This is a genomic window from Pseudomonas lini (assembly GCF_964063345.1).
Classification (GTDB): domain Bacteria; phylum Pseudomonadota; class Gammaproteobacteria; order Pseudomonadales; family Pseudomonadaceae; genus Aquipseudomonas; species Aquipseudomonas lini_B.
In genome coordinates this window covers 4,559,271-4,579,721 of record NZ_OZ061318.1, presented here as the reverse complement: position 1 = coordinate 4,579,721, position 20,451 = coordinate 4,559,271, and the positions used below count along the sequence as shown (strand labels likewise).

15 protein-coding genes and 2 tRNA genes are annotated in these 20,451 nt (G+C 58.2%); 12 read left to right on the top strand and 5 right to left on the bottom strand.

Annotation, left to right across the window (positions count from 1 at the left end; genetic code table 11):
* Window positions 1–439: 439 nt before the first annotated feature.
* Together AB3226_RS20660 and dcd are read right to left on the bottom strand one after the other, a co-directional pair.
* Window positions 440–649, bottom strand: coding sequence for a hypothetical protein (locus tag AB3226_RS20660; protein WP_008060697.1), 210 nt, complete (start codon window positions 647–649; stop codon window positions 440–442).
* A gap of 107 nt (window positions 650–756) precedes the next feature.
* Window positions 757–1,323, bottom strand: a complete 567-nt coding sequence (gene dcd, locus AB3226_RS20655; RefSeq protein WP_007904652.1) for a dCTP deaminase — start codon at window positions 1,321–1,323, stop codon at window positions 757–759.
* Window positions 1,324–1,677: 354 nt separating this feature from the next.
* Here dcd and AB3226_RS20650 point away from each other — a divergent pair, with 354 nt between their 5' ends.
* Together AB3226_RS20650 and AB3226_RS20645 are read left to right on the top strand one after the other, a co-directional pair.
* The gene (locus AB3226_RS20650) at window positions 1,678–1,887 is read left to right on the top strand and encodes a cold-shock protein (RefSeq protein ID WP_002554837.1); all 210 of its coding nucleotides are present in this window, start codon (window positions 1,678–1,680) and stop codon (window positions 1,885–1,887) included.
* A gap of 132 nt (window positions 1,888–2,019) precedes the next feature.
* The gene (locus AB3226_RS20645; protein WP_367374398.1) at window positions 2,020–3,453 is read left to right on the top strand and encodes a toxin-antitoxin system YwqK family antitoxin; all 1,434 of its coding nucleotides are present in this window, start codon (window positions 2,020–2,022) and stop codon (window positions 3,451–3,453) included.
* 146 nt (window positions 3,454–3,599) lie between these two features.
* Here the strand turns inward: AB3226_RS20645 and AB3226_RS20640 are convergent, their stop codons facing one another.
* Window positions 3,600–4,607 carry a DUF481 domain-containing protein gene (locus AB3226_RS20640; protein ID WP_367374397.1) on the bottom strand — a complete coding sequence of 336 codons (1,008 nt, stop codon included), beginning with the start codon at window positions 4,605–4,607 and terminating at the stop codon, window positions 3,600–3,602.
* Window positions 4,608–4,773: 166 nt separating this feature from the next.
* Here AB3226_RS20640 and AB3226_RS20635 point away from each other — a divergent pair, with 166 nt between their 5' ends.
* The 4 genes from AB3226_RS20635 (at window position 4,774) to AB3226_RS20620 (ending at window position 9,561) form a co-directional block, all read left to right on the top strand.
* Window positions 4,774–5,127: an MGMT family protein gene (locus AB3226_RS20635; RefSeq protein WP_367374396.1), complete on the top strand. Its 354-nt coding sequence runs from the start codon at window positions 4,774–4,776 to the stop codon at window positions 5,125–5,127.
* A gap of 44 nt (window positions 5,128–5,171) precedes the next feature.
* Window positions 5,172–6,731, top strand: a complete 1,560-nt coding sequence (locus AB3226_RS20630; RefSeq protein ID WP_367374395.1) for an AmpG family muropeptide MFS transporter — start codon at window positions 5,172–5,174, stop codon at window positions 6,729–6,731.
* Window positions 6,732–6,874: 143 nt separating this feature from the next.
* Window positions 6,875–8,590 (top strand): proline--tRNA ligase, encoded by a 1,716-nt coding sequence (locus AB3226_RS20625; protein WP_367374394.1) that lies wholly within the window; start codon window positions 6,875–6,877, stop codon window positions 8,588–8,590.
* Between the two features lie 17 nt (window positions 8,591–8,607).
* The gene (locus AB3226_RS20620) at window positions 8,608–9,561 is read left to right on the top strand and encodes a hypothetical protein (RefSeq protein WP_367374393.1); all 954 of its coding nucleotides are present in this window, start codon (window positions 8,608–8,610) and stop codon (window positions 9,559–9,561) included.
* A 100-nt stretch (window positions 9,562–9,661) separates the two neighbouring features.
* On the opposite strand, the gene dinB is transcribed toward AB3226_RS20620, so the two are convergent.
* Window positions 9,662–10,723 carry a DNA polymerase IV gene (gene dinB / locus AB3226_RS20615; protein ID WP_367374392.1) on the bottom strand — a complete coding sequence of 354 codons (1,062 nt, stop codon included), beginning with the start codon at window positions 10,721–10,723 and terminating at the stop codon, window positions 9,662–9,664.
* 301 nt (window positions 10,724–11,024) lie between these two features.
* On the opposite strand from dinB, the gene AB3226_RS20610 reads away from it, so the two are divergent.
* From AB3226_RS20610 to AB3226_RS20590, 5 genes are all read left to right on the top strand, one after another.
* Window positions 11,025–11,101 (top strand) — tRNA-Met (locus AB3226_RS20610).
* A gap of 221 nt (window positions 11,102–11,322) precedes the next feature.
* Window positions 11,323–11,399 (top strand) — tRNA-Met (locus tag AB3226_RS20605).
* A gap of 277 nt (window positions 11,400–11,676) precedes the next feature.
* Complete coding sequence (mprF, locus tag AB3226_RS20600) at window positions 11,677–14,319, top strand: bifunctional lysylphosphatidylglycerol flippase/synthetase MprF (protein ID WP_367374391.1); 2,643 nt, start codon at window positions 11,677–11,679, stop codon at window positions 14,317–14,319.
* Window positions 14,319–15,617, top strand: a complete 1,299-nt coding sequence (locus tag AB3226_RS20595) for an AcvB/VirJ family lysyl-phosphatidylglycerol hydrolase (RefSeq protein ID WP_367374390.1) — start codon at window positions 14,319–14,321, stop codon at window positions 15,615–15,617. Before mprF ends, AB3226_RS20595 begins: the two co-directional genes overlap by 1 nt.
* 677 nt (window positions 15,618–16,294) lie before the next feature.
* On the top strand, window positions 16,295–16,606 hold the full coding sequence (locus AB3226_RS20590) for a DUF3077 domain-containing protein (protein ID WP_367374389.1): 312 nt from the start codon (window positions 16,295–16,297) through the stop codon (window positions 16,604–16,606).
* A 209-nt stretch (window positions 16,607–16,815) separates the two neighbouring features.
* On the opposite strand, the gene AB3226_RS20585 is transcribed toward AB3226_RS20590, so the two are convergent.
* The gene (locus AB3226_RS20585; RefSeq protein WP_367374388.1) at window positions 16,816–18,717 is read right to left on the bottom strand and encodes a potassium transporter Kup; all 1,902 of its coding nucleotides are present in this window, start codon (window positions 18,715–18,717) and stop codon (window positions 16,816–16,818) included.
* Between the two features lie 360 nt (window positions 18,718–19,077).
* Here AB3226_RS20585 and rimO point away from each other — a divergent pair, with 360 nt between their 5' ends.
* Window positions 19,078–20,415 (top strand): 30S ribosomal protein S12 methylthiotransferase RimO, encoded by a 1,338-nt coding sequence (gene rimO, locus AB3226_RS20580; RefSeq protein WP_367374387.1) that lies wholly within the window; start codon window positions 19,078–19,080, stop codon window positions 20,413–20,415.
* Window positions 20,416–20,451 lie beyond the last annotated feature (36 nt).

The following is a 20,451-nucleotide window of genomic DNA, read 5'->3' as shown; positions in this document are numbered from 1 at the left end:
GGAGCGAGCGGTGCGGCGATCCGACTTGCCCGCGAAGATGTCGGCACATCCAGCATCGATGTGACTGAAAGACCGCTTTCGCGGGCAAGCCCGCTCCCACAGTTTTTTGTGTCGTTCGCAGCCTGCATGAACAATATCGAACCCTGTGGGAGCCGGGCTTGCCCGCGAAGACGTCAGCACATCCAGCATCGATGTGACTGAAAGACCGCTTTCGCGGGCAAGCCCGCTCCCACAGTTTTTTGTGTCGTTCGCAGCCTGCATGAACAACATCGAACCCTGTGGGAGCCGGGCTTGCCCGCGAAGACGTCAGCACATCCAGCATCAATGTCACGGACAGACCGCTTTCGCGGGCGATCTTTGTCATAGACGAACGAAATATGGCCAGTCAGCTGAAATCTTTTACAGATATCAGCTGACTGGCCATTCATTCGACAGGGGTTCAGGCGACTGGCGCGGGTGGTGGTTCGTCCGGAAGAGTCGGCTCTCCGGGTTCTGTCGGTTGTTCGTTGGGGGTATCGGGATCAGGCTGGCCAGGGATCCCCCCTGCCATGCTGACGGGCGGATGTGCCAACAAGGACCAGGCCAGCACGCCAACCTGATTGGGTTCAAGCCTTGCCAGTTCGGCACTTATTCGCGGATCGATCTTCATGAAGCACTCCTGAGCGATGGCCCGATCCGCCTTGCGCGAATCGGAGCAGTACATTCCATAGAGTGTACGCCCGCTCAGGAATTCCAACGGTTTGTCAGACGGCTGACTCAGGTACGCGGCAGGGTCACGCCACGCTGGCCCTGGTACTTGCCGCCACGGTCCTTGTAGGAGACCTCACATTCTTCGTCCGACTCAAGGAACAACATCTGCGCCACGCCTTCGTTCGCGTAGATTTTCGCCGGCAGATTGGTGGTGTTGGAGAACTCCAGGGTCACGTGACCTTCCCACTCAGGCTCGAGCGGCGTGACGTTGACGATGATGCCGCAACGCGCGTAGGTGCTTTTACCCAGGCAAATGGTCAATACGTTACGCGGGATGCGGAAGTATTCGACGGTGCTGGCCAGAGCGAAGGAGTTCGGCGGAATGATGCACACGTCGCTGTGAATGTCGACGAAGCTGCCAGCATCGAAGTTTTTCGGGTCGACGATCGCCGAGTTGATGTTGGTAAACACCTTGAAGTGATTGGTGCAACGCACATCGTAGCCGTAGCTGGACACGCCGTAGGAGATCACACGGCTATCGTCGCTGCCGCGCACCTGGCGCTCGACGAAAGGCTCGATCATGCCGTGCTCTTGCGCCATGCGGCGAATCCACTTGTCCGATTTGATGCTCATGGCGGGTGTCCTGAATAGCGAGGTGGAAAAATTCTGTCCGGCATCTTACCGGGCAGGCGCTCCGGGTTCAAAGTCCGGGAAACAATTCTCACCGATCGCCCGTAAATCCCGGGCCTTGATCGCTATTCGATGCACCGTCAGTCACGAAAACAGAGAAACCTTCGCAAGAACCATTGGCACGTTCCGGAAAAAGGGTTAAGGTGGCGCCACTGTGCTGCTTGTGTCACTGAGAATCTCTACACGATATGTTGAATTTCGATCCAACCATCTACAAGAATTTTTCCTGCTCTTTGCACTCAGTCTCGGCCAGGGTTCTTCCTGCGTCGCAGTTATCTTTGTTCAAGGAGTTACACCATGTCTAATCGCCAAACCGGTACCGTTAAGTGGTTCAACGATGAAAAAGGCTTCGGCTTCATCACTCCACAATCCGGTGACGACCTGTTCGTTCACTTCAAAGCTATCCAATCCGACGGCTTCAAAAGCCTGAAAGAAGGCCAACAGGTTTCTTTCATCGCTACCCGCGGTCAGAAAGGCATGCAAGCTGAAGAAGTTCAAGTTATCTAACTTGTAACTGCTTTAGTAAAAAGCCCCGCCCTTAAAAGCGGGGCTTTTTTGTGCCTGAATGTTTTGCACCGCCCTATCCCCGCTTCACCTCTATATGATTCGCGCCCTGGAAAATCACATGGAAGAAGCAGGATGCAATTCATCTCCTGGAAGTCATTCAGTGCTGTGCTCGTAATTCTCACGCACTCCCTCACAACCCAAGCAGAAACGCAACCCGACCACCCGACCGTGATCGTCGACATGAACCCTCGAGCAACATATTTGGCGAAGGGCGCCGAAGTAAATGGTCACGCCCCTATTCAGCTAAGAGCAGCGGCACTTTTGACGCTTTCAACTCCTCATGCTTGCGGGAGCAATGAGGTTTACATGACCCCCGAGTCTGCGGGCATCCCCAATGATTCGTTTCGCCGAGCCCTCGACGAAATCCAGCAACTAATCGATCAGAAAATCCCCCTTCTACTTACGCATTCGGCCTGCGAACGCAAACGAGCGTTTCTCGAGAAGGTGCGCCCCTGCACGCCTGAAGCATGCGGTGAACTCATGGCATCTCTTGTGGATGGAAAACAATACCTGGATCGCGATTTTTCACCCATAGGTCAAGGGCAAGCGTCTTACTACCTGAAGATGCCAATGGACTACGACAGCAAACACAAGGCATGGGCAGCACAGATCTTCTATGTCGAAACCCAAACTCCGAGTCATGAATACTTCGTCGATGCCGAGGATTTTGTTTCAGGCAAGGCAGTCCATGCCTACAGAAGCTATTACCGAAGCGGCAAGCTCCGCCGAAGCTATCAGCATGACGCTAATGGCATGCGCCAAGGCAAGGCACTGACGTATTCTGAGAACCTCACCGTAATCAAACGCGAAAACTATCTAAACAACGAGCTGGAAGGCTGGCAGACCGTTTACCACGACAATGGCAAGATTGCTGAGGCCTATAACTGGTACAAGGGCAAGCGAGTGGATGGTGAGTACCTTGAGTACGATGAAAATGGCGCACTCATCGGGCGTACCAACTATCGAGACAATGTTTTGGACGGCCCCGCTTTGAGCTACCACCCAAACGGACAGCTTAAAAGCAGCACTATTTTCGTTGCAGGCAAAGCTCAAGGTCCAAGCCCTCATTACTTTGAAAACGGTGCCATCGAAACCACCCGAAACAATCTGGACGGCAGCCCTGATGGTTGGCTGATCGTCTACTTCCTCAGTGGCAAAACGAAAGAAAAGGCGCTTTATCAGAATGGAACTCGGCGTAGCTATGCCAGCTGGAACGAGCAAGGCGTGCAAACCGTACAATGGCAGCGGGATGAACAACACCGCGAACAAGGCGACTTCAAAAAATGGTATGGCACAGGCCAACTCAAGGATCACAAGATCTACAAGGACGGAAAGCTTGAGGGCACCGCTCTTACCTGGTACGAAAGTGGCCAGATGAATTCGTCAGTGGAATACAAGAACGGTCTTGAGCAGGGCATCGGCCGTTTCTGGACACAGGACGGCCGCCTGAGTACGGAATGCCACTACGATACAGGTGTCCGCCAAGGCGAATGCACTAGCCTTTAACTGAAGACGCGGACACGTCCTCAAAAGCTTTTTTTGTGCGATGTGTTTTGCATGACAAAAAAGATCGCAGCCTTCGACAGCCTCTACAGGACATCAATCCCGTGCAGGAGCTGCCAAAGGCTGCGATCTTTTGATTTTTCAGAGTGTTACCAAGCCACGCCAAACCCTGCGGTGTATCGGGTTTTGCTCAGGTCAGCCTCATCGCTTCCACTGATGATATCTCTCTCGGCCTTCAGGTTCAGCGACGCCCAATCGGTAACCTTGTAGCGCAGGCCGACCTCGGCATCGAGGGCGTAATCCGCCACGCCCGACAACGGTTTTCCGACCTCACCATTAGTGAAGAACTCGACCTTCTTGCCGACCAGATAACGGTTGTAGTCCCACTTCATCGCCAAGGAATAGAAGTTTTCCTTGCGACCGCTGGAATACTCATAATCCGTGTTGTTCAGCAGCGAACCCAAGGAAAAGGCGCCCAGCTCATCATCCCAGAATTGATAACCGGGGCCGGTACCGATGGTGCGCTGACGGGAAAGCTCTTCGACCTTGTCGCGCTTATAGTTCAAACGACCTTGCCAGAACCACTTCTCGGTGAGGAATCGGTCGAGAGAATATTCGGCACGCCAGTTATCAGTAGTAACGACGTCATCCTGGAACTCTCGGTTGTATTCACCTTCCGCCGTATGACGCCACCGACCGTGACGCGCGCTGGTTTTGAAGCCCACGTCATAATCATCGGTATCTTTTTCGGCCCGCCGATAATCCAGCGCCATGTCGACATTACCTTTCCACACCAAATCCTCGACCACCGGCTTGGGCTTGAGCATCTGCTGGATACTGGCCAGCTCCACCGTTTTGGGTGCGTCGCCATTGGCCAGAGTGACCTTGCCGTCTTCCGCCGCGTGCAGCGACTTGGCCACCTCGCCGCTGTAGGCATCCTGCTTGACCAGCATATGCTGATCGCTTTCCAGGGTTTTGACCTCTTTCCAGTCAATCGGAACCGCCCCGGCATACTGGGTCTGGATCAACAGCTTGCCACCGTCGAAGAGCGTGATTTTACCGCTCAATTTGTCACCGTTCTTCAACCAGACGGTATCGGCAAGCAAGGGAGTGGAAGCACTGACGACAGCAAGGCACAGCAAGGTTCTGGACAACATAAGCGAATCGAAGGCTCAACTTTGCGAAAAAAAGTCGGCATTATCCTTACGAATAAGCCCCTGACAAGGACTGACCCGACTATTTCTATTGAGTTCATTTCTCAATAGGCGATCCAGGATTTACTCTACAGACGGTCAATGCGCATTTTTTCAGGAAGCCCGGGACGTGACCGATTCAACCTCTGAAACCGAAAGCGCGGCGCAAATCCGACGCACGGCGCTCTACCTGACCCTGGCACAAGTGCCCGAGGGCAAAGTCGTGAGCTATGGCCAACTGGCCGAGCTCGCGGGACTGGGTCGTGCTGCCCGCTGGGTCGGGCGAACACTGAGCCAACTGCCCGGCGACACCAAATTGCCCTGGCACCGCGTGCTGGGTGCCGGCGGACGACTCAGCCTGCCCGTGGGCAGCCCCTCGGGGGATGAACAACGGGCCCGATTGCGCATGGAAGGCATCAGTATCCTGAACAATCGTGTTGATATTCAGCGCCATGGCTGGCGCCCGGTAGAGCACAGCGGTTAGAGTGCGCGCTTTGTTTCCGTAATTCTTGAGGCAGACTCCAGCCCATGCCCCGTAAAACCTGGCGCGCCGCGCTCGCCGCCTATGCCAGCCCCTCGACGCTCGTGCTGTTGCTGCTTGGTTTCGCCGCCGGCCTGCCCTACATGCTGGTGTTTTCGACGCTTTCAGTCTGGCTGCGCGAGGCCGGTGTTGCCCGCGAAACCATCGGCTATGCAAGCCTGATCGGCCTGGCCTACGCCTTTAAATGGGTCTGGTCCCCGCTGCTCGACCAATGGCGCCTGCCACTGCTCGGCAAGCTCGGTCGACGACGCTCCTGGCTGGTATTGTCCCAGGCGCTGGTGATCCTCGGCCTCATCGGCATGGGTTTCTGCGACCCGCAGAAGCATCTGTCCTGGCTGATCGCTATTGCAGTGGTCGTCGCCTTCGCCTCCGCGACGCAAGACATCGCCGTCGACGCCTATCGCCTGGAAATCGCTGAAGACAGCCGTCAAGCAGCGCTCGCCGCCAGCTACATGTCCGGTTATCGGATTGCCGCACTGCTGGCCACCGCCGGCGCCCTGTTCTTCGCCGAAGGCTTCGGCTCCACCGGTTTCAACTATAAGCATTCGGCATGGGCCGGCACTTACCTGCTGTTTGGCGCGCTGATGGTCCCGGCACTGCTGACGTCCCTCTTCATGCGTGAACCGCCAGTGCCGTTGCGAACTCAACTTCAGGCCGGACGCTATAGCTTTGCGCATCAATTGGCGTCAGTGTTCGTGCTGATCGTGCTGCTGGTGTCCGTACCGGCCATGTTCACCCAGCTCTACAACACTGACTTCGCCAGCGTACTGTTCGAAGGCGTCAGCGTGCTCGACCTGCTGCTCGAAGACCGCGCGTTCCTACGGGCGATTCTCTATATCACGCTTACTGGCCTGTGCTTGTCGGCCATGGGCCGCCGTGGCCTGGCGCCGGTGCTGACGCCGGTCAACGACTTTATCCTGCGTTATCGCTGGCAAGCCCTGCTGCTGCTCGGGCTGATCGCCACCTATCGGATGTCTGATACGGTCATGGGCGTCATGGCTAACGTGTTTTACATCGACCAGGGATTCACCAAGGATCAGATTGCCAGCGTCAGCAAGATTTTCGGCTTGATCATGACGCTGGTCGGCGCCGGCATGGGCGGCCTGCTGATCGTGCGCTTCGGCATTCTGCCGATCCTGTTCATTGGCGGCGTTGCATCGGCCGGCACTAACTTGCTGTTCCTGATGCTCACGGACATGGGGGCCAATCTGCAGATGCTGATTGTCACCATTTCTCTGGATAACTTCAGCTCGGGCCTGGCGACTTCGGCATTTGTCGCTTACCTGTCGAGCCTGACCAATCTCAAATTCTCCGCCACCCAGTACGCCCTGCTCAGCTCGATCATGCTCCTGCTACCTCGCCTGATCGGCGGCTACTCAGGGGTCATGGTGGAGAAGTTCGGCTATCACAATTTCTTCCTGATCACCGCCCTGCTGGGCGTCCCGACCCTGCTGTTGATCGCCTTGCACTGGTTCCAGGAAAACCGCCGCGCCGGCCCGACACCGACGCCCGAACCGGCTCAAACCCAGGTCGCGGAAGAGTCGTAGGCTTTTTTCCGCAGGAAGCATCGTAGAGGGCGGGCAGATTCTCGCCCTCTACGACACAGCCGGCCGCACTCCTGTACGCCAGCAGATCTCGCCCGTACAATGTTCCGTCATTTCTCGTCATCAGCAACCGACAACGGCCAACCATGCGCACCAGTCAATTTTTGCTCGCCACACAGAAAGAAACGCCTTCCGACGCGGTCGTCATCAGCCATCAGCTGATGTTGCGCGCCGGCATGATCCGCAAACTCGCCTCGGGCCTGTACACCTGGCTGCCCATGGGCTTGCGAGTGATGCGCAAGGTCGAAGCCATCGTGCGTGAAGAAATGAACGCCGCCGGCTCTCTCGAAGTGTTGATGCCGAGCACGCAACCGGCTGAGCTGTGGCAGGAATCCGGTCGCTGGGAAGAATACGGCCCGGAATTGCTGCGCTTCAAGGATCGCCACGGTCGCGACTTCTGCGCCGGCCCGACTCACGAAGAAGTCATCACCGACCTGATGCGTAACGAATTGAGCAGCTACAAACAGTTGCCGATCAACCTGTACCAGATCCAGACCAAATTCCGTGACGAAATCCGCCCACGCTTCGGTTTGATGCGCGGCCGCGAATTCATCATGAAGGACGCCTATTCGTTCCACGCTGATCAGCCTTCGCTGCAGATCACCTACGATCGCATGCACCAGGCGTACTGCAACGTGTTCACCCGTCTGGGCCTGAAGTTCCGTCCGGTTGAAGCCGACAACGGCTCGATCGGTGGTGCCGGCTCCCACGAGTTCCACGTACTGGCCGAATCCGGCGAAGACGATATCGTTTTCAGCAATGGTTCCGACTACGCGGCGAACATCGAGAAAGCCGAAGCCGTGCCACGTGAAACCTCCCGCGCCGCACCAAGCGAAGAGCTGCGCCTGGTCGACACGCCGAACGCCAAGACCATTGCGCAACTGGTCGAAGGCTTCAACCTGCCGATCGAAAAAACCATCAAGACGCTGGTGGTGCACGCTGAAGAGCAAGGCAAGCTGATTGCCCTGATCATCCGTGGCGACCACGAGCTGAACGAAATCAAGGCCGCCAACCAGCCTGGCGTTGCCAGCCCGCTGGTCATGGCTTCCGAAGCCGAACTGCGCGACGCCATTGGCGCCGGCGCCGGCTCTCTTGGCCCGTTGAACCTGCCACTGCCGATCATCATCGACCGTTCCGTCGAGCTGATGAGCGACTTCGGCATCGGTGCCAACATCGACGACAAGCACTACTTCGGCGTGAACTGGGAGCGTGATCTGCCGGTTCCGACCGTCGCCGACCTGCGCAACGTCGTGGCCGGTGATCCGAGCCCTGACGGCAAAGGCACCCTGGAAATCAAGCGCGGCATCGAAGTCGGGCACATCTTCCAGCTGGGCAACAAGTACAGCAAAGCGATGAAGTGCGAAGTGCTGGGCGAGAACGGCAAGCCGGTCACCCTGGAAATGGGCTGCTATGGCATTGGTGTGTCTCGCGTGGTGGCTGCCGCCATCGAACAGAACAACGACGAGAACGGGATTATCTGGAGCGACGCTCTGGCTCCGTTCCAGGTTGCCCTGGTTCCGCTGCGCTACGAAACCGAACAGGTTCGCGAAGCCACCGACAAGCTCTACGCAGAACTGACTGCCGCCGGCTTCGAAGTGCTGCTGGACGACCGCGACAAGAAAACCAGCCCGGGCATCAAGTTCGCCGACATGGAACTGATCGGCATTCCACACCGGATCGTGGTCAGTGACCGCGGCCTCGCCGACGGCAATCTGGAATACAAGAGCCGCACAGAGGCCGAGGCGCAAGCGCTGCCGGTCGCTGACGTGTTGTCTTTCCTCCAGGCCCGTATCCGCCGCTGACACCAGATAGAGACGTCATGTTCAAGCGAAACACCTTAGGCCTCGGTAGCGCCGCCCTGTGCGGCGCGCTGCTGGTCAGCGGCTGTGCCAATCAGATGTCACAACGCAGCGAGCACGAGGAACGGATCGAGCGCAAATTGCTCGATCACAGCCTGCAGATCGATGTCGGCGAGCCCAAGGTGCTTGAGCTGCCGCAACGTCGGGTGAAAATCCACGAGCAGAAAACCTTCGAAGTCACCGAGTTCGAAGTCACGCGCCGCTATGATCGCTATACGCCTTACCAACCCTGGAGGGAGGTCTACGAGATCCCGCTGGGCGTGGTGGCGGTGGTGGCCGGCGTCGGTGCGAATGTGGTCAACGTGTTCGCCCTCGGCAATCTGCCGGACAGCGTGACGAAGGACTGGCTCAGCTATGGTTTCGCCGGGCTCAATCCGTTCATGAACGCGCAGTCCCATGGTCGGGCGCAACAGAACCTGGCAGGTATCGACGAAGTCCAGCGCGATAAGCGCACGGAATACTCGAGCCTGCCGTGGAGCGAGCGCCCGGTGCAGGTCAAGGCTGGCAAGAACACCTTTGAACTGAGCACCGACCGTAACGGGGTGTTGCGCCTGAACCTGCTGGACAGCCCGTTCGCCGAACATGACCTCAATCATCTGGGCAAGCTGCAGATCAGTGTCCAGGACAACAAGGACGATGTGCACACCGACTCGTCTTTGGCGATCAGCAGCACTTTGCGCAGTAAGCTGCTCGAAGCGCACGGGCTGATTTACGACGACCTCGAAGACGACGAAGTGAGCCAGTGGGTACACCGGGTCAAACGTCTGTCGGAACTGGGTCTGGAGGAAGAAGCCAGCGAGCTGGAACAGAGTCTGATCGAACTGACCCGCAACGATCCCGAGTTGCAGACCGAATTCCTCAAGTCGCTGACCAAGGATGCCGGGCGACTGGTGGCGGATCCGGGGCCGAATTAAACGCTTAAAAGCATCGCGGGCAAGCCCGCTCCCACAAGGACGATGCAGTACCTGTGGGAGCGGGCTTGCCCGCGATGACGCCATTACATTCACTGCAAAACTACCGCTCAAACAACTCCATCTGCTCAAACCCGCCCCGCAAATCCTCGAGCCTCACCCCAATCCCCAACAACCGCACCGGTTTCCCACCACGGTTAAAGGCTTGGGTCAGCAGCAACTGATAACTCCCCAGATCCCGCCCTGCCCCGGCCTGCTCCAAAGTAGTCTGGGTAAAATCGTGAAATTTCACTTTGACGAACGGCTTGCCCGGTCGATAGCTGCTGTCGATCCGCGCCATGCGGCCATGCAGGGATTCCAGCAACTCGGGCAATTTATCCAGACAACTCACCAGATCCGGCAGGTCCACATCGTAGGTGTTTTCGACGCTGATCGACTGCCGTCGACTGTCGTTGTGCACCAACCGCTCATCAATCCCACGGGCCAGGCTCCAGAGTCGCTCGCCGAAGCTGCCGAATTCGCGCACCAGCGCCAACTTGTCCCATTCGCGCAAATGCGAGCAATCGACGATGCCGAGCCTGCCGAGTTTGTCGGCGGTCACTTTGCCAACCCCGTGCAGCTTGCTCACCGGCAAACCACTGACGAAATCTTCCACCTGATCCGGTGTGATCACGAACAAGCCGTTAGGCTTCTTCCAGTCACTGGCGATTTTGGCGAGAAACTTGTTCGGCGCCACACCGGCCGACACGGTGATGTGCAATTGATTGGATACCCGGCGACGAATGTCCTGGGCGATTCGCGTGGCGCTGCCGCCGAAATGCGCGCTGTCCGACACGTCGAGGTAGGCCTCATCCAGGGAAAGCGGCTCGATCAGGTCGGTGTAATCGCGAAAGATCGTATGAATTTCCTTCGACGCTTCTCGATAGGCATCCATGCGCGGCTTGACGATGGTCAGGTCCGGACAGAGTTTCAAGGCATGCCCGGACGACATGGCCGAGCGTACGCCATAAGCCCGCGCTTCATAGTTACAGGTGGCAATCACCCCACGCCGATCCGCCGAGCCGCCCACCGCCAATGGCTTGCCGGCCAGGCGCGGGTCGTCACGCATCTCGATGGCGGCGTAAAAACAGTCACAATCGACGTGGATGATTTTTCGCTGCGTCATATAAAAGCAGTGTTCATGGCGAAGAAATGATGTGTGGATGAGTCGTATCGGCAGTATCTCACTGGCACCTGTATATAGCACCAGTAGTCTGAATGTTCTTTTTCCTTTGTAGGAAAAGCACCGCAGGAATTTATTTTCTCAATCGAAAGAGTCCTTCCGATAGAGCCAGAAGCCTTACCCTGACTGCGTTTCAGAGCGATCAGCCATTGCTTTTTTCACCTAAACGATTGAACAGGAACAGGTTTTACCGAGATTGAAGGTTGACAGCCCTGCGATCCTCTGTAGAATGCCGACACACAGACGCGGGATGGAGCAGTCTGGTAGCTCGTCGGGCTCATAACCCGAAGGTCGTCGGTTCAAATCCGGCTCCCGCAACCAAACATCAAAAAAGGCTACTCGAAAGAGTGGCCTTTTTTGTGCGCGCCTGTTTTATAAAAAATCAGCGTTCCATGCCTTACGGCACAGAAACAAGAAATCGTTCTGATTCCGAAACTTAGGTCTTCCCTGCGACCGTTCACCGTCGTTTTACATTTATTTGAGCCATACTGGGATTAACGGTTGACACTCCGGCGTTCGCCTGTAGAATGCCGCCACACAGACGCGGGATGGAGCAGTCTGGTAGCTCGTCGGGCTCATAACCCGAAGGTCGTCGGTTCAAATCCGGCTCCCGCAACCAAACATCAAAAAAGGCTACTCGAAAGAGTGGCCTTTTTTGTATCTGTTGAAAAAGTCCTTTCGCAACAATGATCTGTCACTGTGTAGCGAGCCGTTCGGGATCGCCAGACTGTGAGTTCAGTCCAGGCTGAACCACAGACAAAAACCTCTACGACTGATGACGCGCCATCACCCATACCCAGTGAGAGGCGTTAATATTTGTCATTATTTTTTCCTACAGGGATTGGTAACTTGGCTGGATACCTCCATCCTGTCGCGCACAATCCAAGAGGTGATTGATGCGCGCCAACTCGTCTGATTCACAAGACACCGTCACAGCGACACAACCGATCAAAGCCGAGCGTCTGCGCTTGCTGGATCGAATCAGCAAATATCGCCAACCCATCGGTCTGGCGGTCACTTTGCTGTTGTTCGCCATTGCGCTGATTGCCTGTCGTCATCTGCTGAGCGAACTCGATCTGTACGCGCTGCACGACTCGATTCTGGACGTGCCGAAACCGGCCTTGCTGGGTGCGCTCGGCGCGACCGTCATCGGCTTCATCATTCTGCTGGGTTACGAATGGTCGGCCAGCCGTTATGCAGGCGTGACGCTGGCGCCGCGAATATTGGCATTGGGCGGCTTCACCGCGTTTGCCATTGGCAATGCTATCGGCCTTTCGCTGCTGTCAGGCGGCTCGGTTCGCTACCGTTTATATGCACGTCATGGTGTGGGGGCTTCAGAAGTCGCGCACATGACCTTGTTTGCCAGCCTCTCGCTCGGCTGCGCCCTTCCGCCCCTGGCCGCCCTCGCCACCCTCAGCAACCTGTCCGCCGCCTCCGTGGCCCTGGGTTTCTCCGAGACGTTGCTGGGTGCGATTGCAGTGATCGTGCTGCTGCTCTCCACGGTGTTGGCCATCGGCATCTATCGCCGTCGCTTGCCGGAACAGCCTTACCCCGACAACCTGATGGTCAAGGTCGGCCGCCGCACCTTGCGCCTGCCGGGTCGCCGCCTGACGCTCCTGCAATTGGTCATCACCGCTCTGGACGTGGCCGCCGCCGCGACGGTGCTCTATCTGTTGCTGCCGGAAGCACCGCCCTTCGGTGCGTTCCTGCTGGTCTATCTATTGGCCTTGGCCGCTGGAGTGCTCAGCCACGTACCGGGCGGTGTCGGGGTATTCGAAGCGATTTTGCTCGCGGCCTTCGCCGATAAACTCGGTGCCGCGCCACTGGCCGCCGCACTGCTGCTCTACCGCCTGATTTATGTGGTGTTGCCGCTGCTGGTGGCTTGCGTACTGCTGCTGATCAATGAAGGCCAGCGCCTGTTTCAATCGCGCCAGTCCTTGCGTGCTGCATCTGGCATGGCCGCGCCGATTCTGGCGGTGCTGGTGTTCCTGTCCGGCGTGGTGCTGCTGTTTTCCGGCGTGACGCCAGAAATCGATACCCGCCTTGAACACATTGGCTTTCTGATTCCGCATCGTTTGGTCGACGCCTCGCACTTCGGCGCCAGCCTGGTGGGCGTGCTCTGCCTGCTGCTGGCTCAGGGGCTGCGTCGCCGTCTGTCAGCCGCATGGATGCTGACCACCATTCTGTTGTTGGTCGGCGCCCTGCTCTCTCTGCTTAAAGGCTTCGACTGGGAAGAGGCTTGCCTGATGACCCTGACGGCGAGTTTGCTGGGGGTTTTCCGACGTTCGTTCTATCGCCCCAGTCGCCTGACTGAAGTGCCGTTTTCACCGCTGTATCTAGTGTCCAGCCTCTGCGTGCTCGGCGCGTCGATCTGGTTGCTGCTGTTCGCCTATCAGGACGTTCCCTACAGCCATCAACTCTGGTGGCAGTTCACCCTCGACGCCGATGCCCCGCGAGGCCTGCGCTCGCTGCTCGGCGCGGCAGTCCTGCTGGTGGTGGTGTCCCTGACCTGGCTGCTGCGCACCGCGCGCCCGGTGATCCATCTGCCAGCGCCCGATGAGTTGGACCGCGCGGTAAACATTCTCATGGCCTCGTCCCAACCGGATGGCGGCCTGGCCCTGACCGGTGACAAGGCGCTGCTGTTTCACCCCAACGACGAAGCGTTTCTGATGTACGCCCGCCGTGGTCGCAGCCTGGTGGCGTTGTATGACCCGATCGGCCCGACCCAGCAACGGGCGGAAATGATCTGGCAGTTCCGCGATCTCTGCGATATCCACCACGCCCGCCCCGTGTTCTATCAAGTACGCGCCGAGAATCTGCCGTATTACATGGACATCGGCCTGACCGCGATCAAGCTCGGCGAAGAAGCCCGGGTCGATCTGCATCGCTTTGATCTCGAAGCCAAGGGCAAAGAGATGAAGGACCTGCGCTACACCTGGAACCGTGGCACTCGTGATGGCCTGTCGCTGGAAATCCATGAGCCTGGGCAAGCGCCGATGGACGAGCTCAGGGTGATTTCCGATGCCTGGCTGACCGGCAAGAACGTGCGCGAGAAAGGCTTCTCGCTCGGGCGTTTCAGTGATGATTATCTCAAGCACTTCCGTGTCGCGGTGATTCGTTTCGAAGGGCGCCCGGTGGCGTTCGCCAACTTGCTCGAGACCTATGGCCATGAACTGGCTAGCCTCGACCTGATGCGCGCGCACCCCGACGCCCCCAAGCTGACCATGGAGTTCATGATGGTCGGCCTGATTCAACATTATAAAAATCATGGATACGCGCGCTTCAGCCTGGGCATGGTGCCGTTGTCGGGGTTGCAACCCCGGCGCGGCGCACCACTGACCCAGCGCCTGGGCTCGATGGTATTCCGCCGTGGTGAGCAGCTGTACAACTTCCAAGGTTTGCGCCGCTTCAAAGACAAGTTCCAGCCCGACTGGGAACCCCGTTATATGGCCGTGCCCGCCGGACTCGATCCGCTGGTGGCCCTGGCCGACACTGCCGCCCTGATTGCGGGTGGCTTGACTGGATTGGTGAAACGCTGATGATTCAACGCTCCCTGCGGTACGTACTGGCCACACTGGTAGTGCTGGCCCTGATTGTCGGTGGCGGTTACTGGTACCTGAAACGCCCGGCACCGGAACCGACCCTCGAACGGCTGACGCCGGCCGATGGCGCCGCGATGACCCGTGTCATCCCCGGCAACACGCCGAAGGCTCAGGTGCTGGTGGCGGTCAATGAAGACCAGAAACTCAATGACAAGCAATTGACCACCCTGAGCCGCAGCGCCTCGGCGCAGATCGTCCAGGTGATTCTGCCCAAAGACTGCCTGCTGCAAAGCCGCGCCCTGCAAGCGGGTCTGCGCGAACTGAAAGGCCCGGCCACTCTGGTCAGCGGCATCGGCCCTGGCGCCGTGCTGGCATGGCGCTGGCTGGCCGAGCAGAAGGACGACAAGGCCCAGGCCATTTCGGTTGACCTGGCCCTGGAAAAACCCGAGGGATGCACTCACCTGCTGCCAAAAAGCGCCGCCCACGGCCACTGGCTCGTGGCATGGAACGACAACCCGGACGACACCAGCGCCGGCTTCGTGCGTGACCAGCCCAATGCCGAAACCAGCATCAGTGACTACGACATCAACCTGCCGCAAGTGCTGAACAACGAACTGCGCAAGATCCTCGTCGGTGGCGATAAAGCCGCCGGCGGCTTGCAGATTCCGGTGGTTGAAGTGCCGGCCGGCCAAGCCAAGGATACCGTCACCCTGTTCCTCTCCGGCGACGGCGGCTGGCGCGACCTGGACCGCGACGTAGCGGGCGAGATGGCGAAGATCGGCTACCCGGTGGTGGGCATCGACACCCTGCGCTACTACTGGCAGCACAAGAGCCCGGAACAAAGCGCGCTGGACCTGACCGAGCTGATGCAGCACTACCGGCAGAAATGGGGCACCAAGCGCTTCATCCTGACCGGTTATTCGTTTGGCGCGGATGTATTGCCCGCCATCTACAACCGCCTGCCGGAAGCCGAACAGCAGCGGATCGACGCAATCATCCTGCTGGCCTTCGCCCGCACCGGCAGCTTCGAAATCGAAGTCGAAGGCTGGCTCGGCAACGCCGGCAAAGAAGCCGCCACCGGCCCGGAAATGGCCAAGCTGCCGCCGGCAAAAGTGGTATGCATCTACGGTGAAGAAGAAGTCGACGAAAGCGGCTGCACCGACAAGACCGCCGTGGGCGAAGCGATGAAACTGCCTGGCGGCCATCACTTCGACGAGAACTACCCGGCGTTGGCGCAGCGGTTGGTAGATGTGATCGAGAAGCGTCAAGCGAAGGAGACGGCGGCTCAGGAGTGATCTGAGCTGCGCGCACAAAAAAGCCCCCGCAGCCTTATGGTTGCGGGGGCTTTTTCATAGGTACGCAATTTACCATGCACCACAGATCCCTGTGGGAGCGGGCTTGCCCGCGATGGCGGTATGTCTGCCACATCAATGTCGGATCTGCCGCCGTCATCGCGGGCAAGCCCGCTCCCACAGGATTCTTCGTTGGATTGAGATGTAACTCTGTCCGCTGTCCTAGGACAAAGGACACTCGCTAACCCAGGCCAAAAGGACAATCAATTCGATTTATCGCTGGGAAGACAACTTCTCAGACACTCCTTAGATCTGTGAAATCGCTTGTTTAATTCCGGCACGGCGATTTCGGATGACTCTCACAAACCTTGTAGGCAAACTCCGAATCTCGTGTTTGGGCACTTTGCCGCCTTGTAGCGTTTTTCTTCGACGGGATACTCTCCGGACGTCGCTGACCATTCAGCGATCGGGCTTGGTAACCCGGTGGAATAAGGCGCAACAGCGCACCCGACACGATTGCAGGCGTTTTTTGGCCTGCGATCCTGTGTTATGGCAGCTGTGCGTGGGACGCTTTCGAGCGTGCCGGTTTCCTTGATTCCCCGGTTTACCAACCTGCGCTCAGCTGCCACCCATTCGCTTGGTATCGGATGCGGCAGCTTCTTAAATCAAGGAAGTTGACCATGAACAACCAATCAGAACTAAAAACCATCGGCCTCACCCCGCTCATCTACTGCTCGGATCAGGCGTTGTTCAACGTCCGCGCCGGCGTCCCTATTGTTGATGCATTGTCACAAGCCTCCGACCTGCTGTTCCTCGCCAAATCATTTACCGAGGATGCAGCCTACATAAAAGACACCGACCGCCACGCCTGGGCCGCGCATTATTTGACGGCTATGTCCAAGGCAGTGATTGATGATGTGGTGAAGGTGCTGACACCGCGACCTGCCCGGACAAAGACCCAGTCTGAAGAAGAGCGACCTGAAAACAAGTAAACGCACATTCCAGCAGACACTCAAATTCCCTGTGGGAGCGGGCTTGCCCGCGATGACGGCCGCAGATCCAACATTGATGTGGCAGACACACCGCTATCGCGGGCAAGCCCGCTCCCACAGGGTTCTTCGTTGGATTGGGGATTGGGATCAAATGCCGGTCAATAAAAAGCCCCCGCTACCTTCATGGCAACGGGGGCTTTTCATGTGGCTTACATCTCGACTTGCGTACCCAGCTCAATCACCCGGTTCAGCGGCAAATTGAAGAATCGCAGGTTACCGTTGGCATTCTTCAACATGAAGGCGAACAACAACTCGCGCCAACGGGCCATGCCTTCGAGTTTGGAAGCGATGACCGTCTCGCGGCTGAGGAAGTAGGTCGTGCGCATCGGACTGAAATTCAGGTCATCCAGATGGCACAGTTTCAAGGCCTCAGGCACGTCCGGCTCGTCGGTGAAGCCGAAGTGCAGGATCACCCGGAAGAACCCTTCGCCGTAGGAATCGACATCGAAACGCCGTTGTGGCGGGACGCGCGGGATGTCTTCGTACACCACCGTCAGCAGCACCACTTGCTCGTGCAGCACCTGGTTATGCAGCAGATTGTGCAACAGCGCGTGAGGCACGGCATCCGGGCGAGCGGTAAGGAACACGGCGGTGCCCTGAACCCGATGCGGCGGTTGCACGCGGATACTGCTGATGAAGATCGGCAGCGGTAACCCGCCTTCGTCCAGTCGTTCCACCAGCAATTGCTTGCCGCGTTTCCAGGTGGTCATCAACACGAACAGCGCGATACCGGCAATTACCGGGAACGCACCGCCCTGAATGATTTTCGGCACGTTGGCAGCGAAGTAAAGACCGTCCACCAACAGGAAACCCAGCAACACCGGCACCGCGAGGATCGGTGGCCACTTCCACAACAGCAACATCACCGCCGACACCAGAATGGTGGTCATCAACATGGTGCCGGTCACGGCTACGCCGTAGGCCGAAGCCAACGCGCCGGAGGACTCGAAGCCCAGTACCAACAGGATCACGCCAACCATCAGCGCCCAGTTCACAGCGCCAATATAGATCTGGCCCTGCTCGGCACTGGATGTGTGCTGAATGTGCATGCGCGGAATGTAGCCGAGCTGGATCGCCTGACGGGTCAGGGAGAACGCACCGGAGATGACCGCCTGCGAAGCAATCACCGTGGCCATGGTCGACAATCCCACCAACGGGATCAACGCCCAGCTTGGCGCCAGCAGATAGAACGGGTTACGGGCGGCTTCCGGATCACCGAGCAGCAATGCGCCCTGGCCGAAGTAGTTCAGCACCAGGGCTGGCAGAACCAGAATGAACCAGGCCCGGGCGATCGGCTTGCGACCGAAGTGGCCCATGTCGGCGTACAACGCCTCGGCGCCGGTCAATGCCAGCACCACGGCGCCAAGAATCGTGACCCCCATGCCCGGGTGGACCATGAAGAAACGTACGCCCCACACCGGATTCATCGCCTGCAACACTTCCGGGTGCTGGCTGATGCCATACACGCCCAGTGCGCCCAGCACCAGAAACCAGGTGACCATGATCGGCCCGAACAGAATGCCGATCCGCGCCGTACCGTGGCTCTGAATCAGGAACAACGCCACCAGCACGATCAACGACAGCGGCACCACCCAATGGTCGATACCCTCGAATGCCAGCCCAAGGCCTTCAATGGCCGAGAGAACGGAAATCGCCGGGGTGATCATGCTGTCGCCATAGAACAGCGCCGCGCCGATCAGCCCGCAGACCACCAGCAACGTGCGCAACTTTGCATGCCCCGCCGCTGCTCGTCGGGCCAGCGCGGTCAAGGCCATGATCCCGCCCTCGCCCTGGTTGTCGGCACGCAGCACGAACATCATGTATTTGATCGAGACGACCCAGATCAGCGACCAGAAGATCAGCGCCAGAATGCCCAGCACGCCGTCATGGTTGACGGGCACGCCATAGCCACCGGAAAACACTTCTTTGAGGGTGTACAGCGGGCTCGTGCCGATATCGCCATAAACCACCCCGACCGCCGCGACCAGCATGCCGATCGGCTTCGCCGCCGAATGCTCGGCACCCGCCGCCTGACTACTTGCCTGACCCATCCACCACTCCTACTACCAGACCCGAATTTCTTTGAAAGAGCACTATGCTTTGCCGTGCAGCATGCGCTGTTTTACGTGTTGTTACAGACGTTTTATTGACTATAGGAAATCGGTAAAGCGTAACGGCGCGAAGCATAGCGCAGCACTCGTCGTATTTCCCTGCATAAAGCTGGTCAAGTGCGCCGCCCATCGCTAGAATTGCGCACTTTTTGATCAGAGGCGCAGAAAACGTCCTTTCTCGCGAGTCACTGCTATTTTTTGACGAGTCAAAAAGCAGCGTATTCACGAGACAGAACGTAAGCGCCCGTCTGTCGCCTTGCCGTTCTCGGCTGGAGGCGTCCCAAAACACCGAGGTTAGACATGTCCACCACTCCTGCGCCGGCCAATCCAAAGGTTGGCTTCGTTTCCCTGGGTTGCCCGAAAGCACTGGTCGACTCTGAGCGCATCCTTACCCAGCTGCGCATGGAAGGCTATGACGTTGTGTCCACTTATCAGGACGCCGACGTCGTGGTGGTCAACACCTGCGGCTTCATCGACTCGGCCAAGGCTGAGTCCCTGGAAGTGATCGGCGAAGCCATCAAGGAAAACGGCAAGGTCATCGTGACCGGCTGCATGGGCGTCGAAGAAGGCAACATCCGCAACGTGCACCCAAGCGTGCTGGCCGTGACCGGTCCGCAGCAGTACGAGCAAGTGGTCAACGCCGTGCACGATGTTGTGCCACCGCGTAAGGATCACAACCCGTTGATCGACCTGGTGCCGCCGCAAGGGATCAAACTGACCCCGCGCCACTACGCCTACCTGAAGATTTCCGAAGGCTGCAACCACAGCTGTAGCTTCTGCATCATCCCGTCGATGCGCGGCAAGCTGGTCAGCCGTCCGGTCGGTGATGTGCTCGACGAGGCCCAGCGCCTGGTCAAATCCGGCGTCAAAGAGCTGCTGGTGATTTCCCAGGACACCAGCGCCTACGGCGTCGACGTGAAATACCGCACCGGCTTCTGGAACGGCGCGCCGGTGAAAACCCGCATGACCGAACTTTGCGAAGCCCTGAGCACTCTCGGTGTCTGGGTGCGTCTGCACTACGTTTACCCGTACCCGCACGTTGACGAGCTGATTCCGCTGATGGCCGCCGGGAAAATCCTGCCGTACCTGGACATCCCGTTCCAGCACGCCAGCCCGAAAGTCCTGAAAGCCATGAAACGCCCGGCCTTCGAAGACAAGACCCTGGCGCGGATCAAGAACTGGCGCGAAATCTGCCCGGACCTGATCATCCGTTCGACCTTCATCGTCGGCTTCCCCGGCGAAACCGAAGAAGACTTCCAGTACCTGCTGAACTGGCTGACCGAAGCGCAACTTGATCGCGTTGGCTGCTTCCAGTACTCGCCGGTCGAAGGCGCACCGGCCAACCTGCTGGACGCGGCCATCGTGCCGGACGACGTCAAGCAAGACCGTTGGGACCGCTTCATGGCTCACCAACAGGCCATCAGCTCGGCGCGCCTGCAAATGCGCATCGGCCGTGAAATCGAAGTGCTGGTCGATGAAGTCGACGAGCAAGGCGCCGTTGGCCGCTGCTTCTTCGATGCCCCGGAAATCGACGGTAACGTGTTCATCGACAACGGCAGCAACTTGAAGCCGGGCGACAAAGTCTGGTGCAAAGTGACCGACGCCGACGAATACGACCTGTGGGCTGAACAGATCTAAACGCAAAAAATACAAAAAGCCCTGCTCTCTTGACGA

Excerpts from the sequence above, each read along its gene's own strand:
- AB3226_RS20660 (WP_008060697.1), bottom strand. The coding sequence starts at position 649 with ATGAAGATCGATCCGCGAATAAGTGCCGAACTGGCAAGGCTTGAACCC.
- dcd (WP_007904652.1), bottom strand. The coding sequence starts at position 1,323 with ATGAGCATCAAATCGGACAAGTGGATTCGCCGCATGGCGCAAGAGCAC.
- AB3226_RS20650 (WP_002554837.1), top strand. The coding sequence starts at position 1,678 with ATGTCTAATCGCCAAACCGGTACCGTTAAGTGGTTCAACGATGAAAAA.
- AB3226_RS20645 (WP_367374398.1), top strand. The coding sequence starts at position 2,020 with ATGCAATTCATCTCCTGGAAGTCATTCAGTGCTGTGCTCGTAATTCTC.
- AB3226_RS20640 (WP_367374397.1), bottom strand. The coding sequence starts at position 4,607 with ATGTTGTCCAGAACCTTGCTGTGCCTTGCTGTCGTCAGTGCTTCCACT.
- AB3226_RS20630 (WP_367374395.1), top strand. The coding sequence starts at position 5,172 with ATGCCCCGTAAAACCTGGCGCGCCGCGCTCGCCGCCTATGCCAGCCCC.
- AB3226_RS20625 (WP_367374394.1), top strand. The coding sequence starts at position 6,875 with ATGCGCACCAGTCAATTTTTGCTCGCCACACAGAAAGAAACGCCTTCC.
- AB3226_RS20620 (WP_367374393.1), top strand. The coding sequence starts at position 8,608 with ATGTTCAAGCGAAACACCTTAGGCCTCGGTAGCGCCGCCCTGTGCGGC.
- dinB (WP_367374392.1), bottom strand. The coding sequence starts at position 10,723 with ATGACGCAGCGAAAAATCATCCACGTCGATTGTGACTGTTTTTACGCC.
- mprF (WP_367374391.1), top strand. The coding sequence starts at position 11,677 with ATGCGCGCCAACTCGTCTGATTCACAAGACACCGTCACAGCGACACAA.
- AB3226_RS20595 (WP_367374390.1), top strand. The coding sequence starts at position 14,319 with ATGATTCAACGCTCCCTGCGGTACGTACTGGCCACACTGGTAGTGCTG.
- AB3226_RS20590 (WP_367374389.1), top strand. The coding sequence starts at position 16,295 with ATGAACAACCAATCAGAACTAAAAACCATCGGCCTCACCCCGCTCATC.
- AB3226_RS20585 (WP_367374388.1), bottom strand. The coding sequence starts at position 18,717 with ATGGGTCAGGCAAGTAGTCAGGCGGCGGGTGCCGAGCATTCGGCGGCG.
- rimO (WP_367374387.1), top strand. The coding sequence starts at position 19,078 with ATGTCCACCACTCCTGCGCCGGCCAATCCAAAGGTTGGCTTCGTTTCC.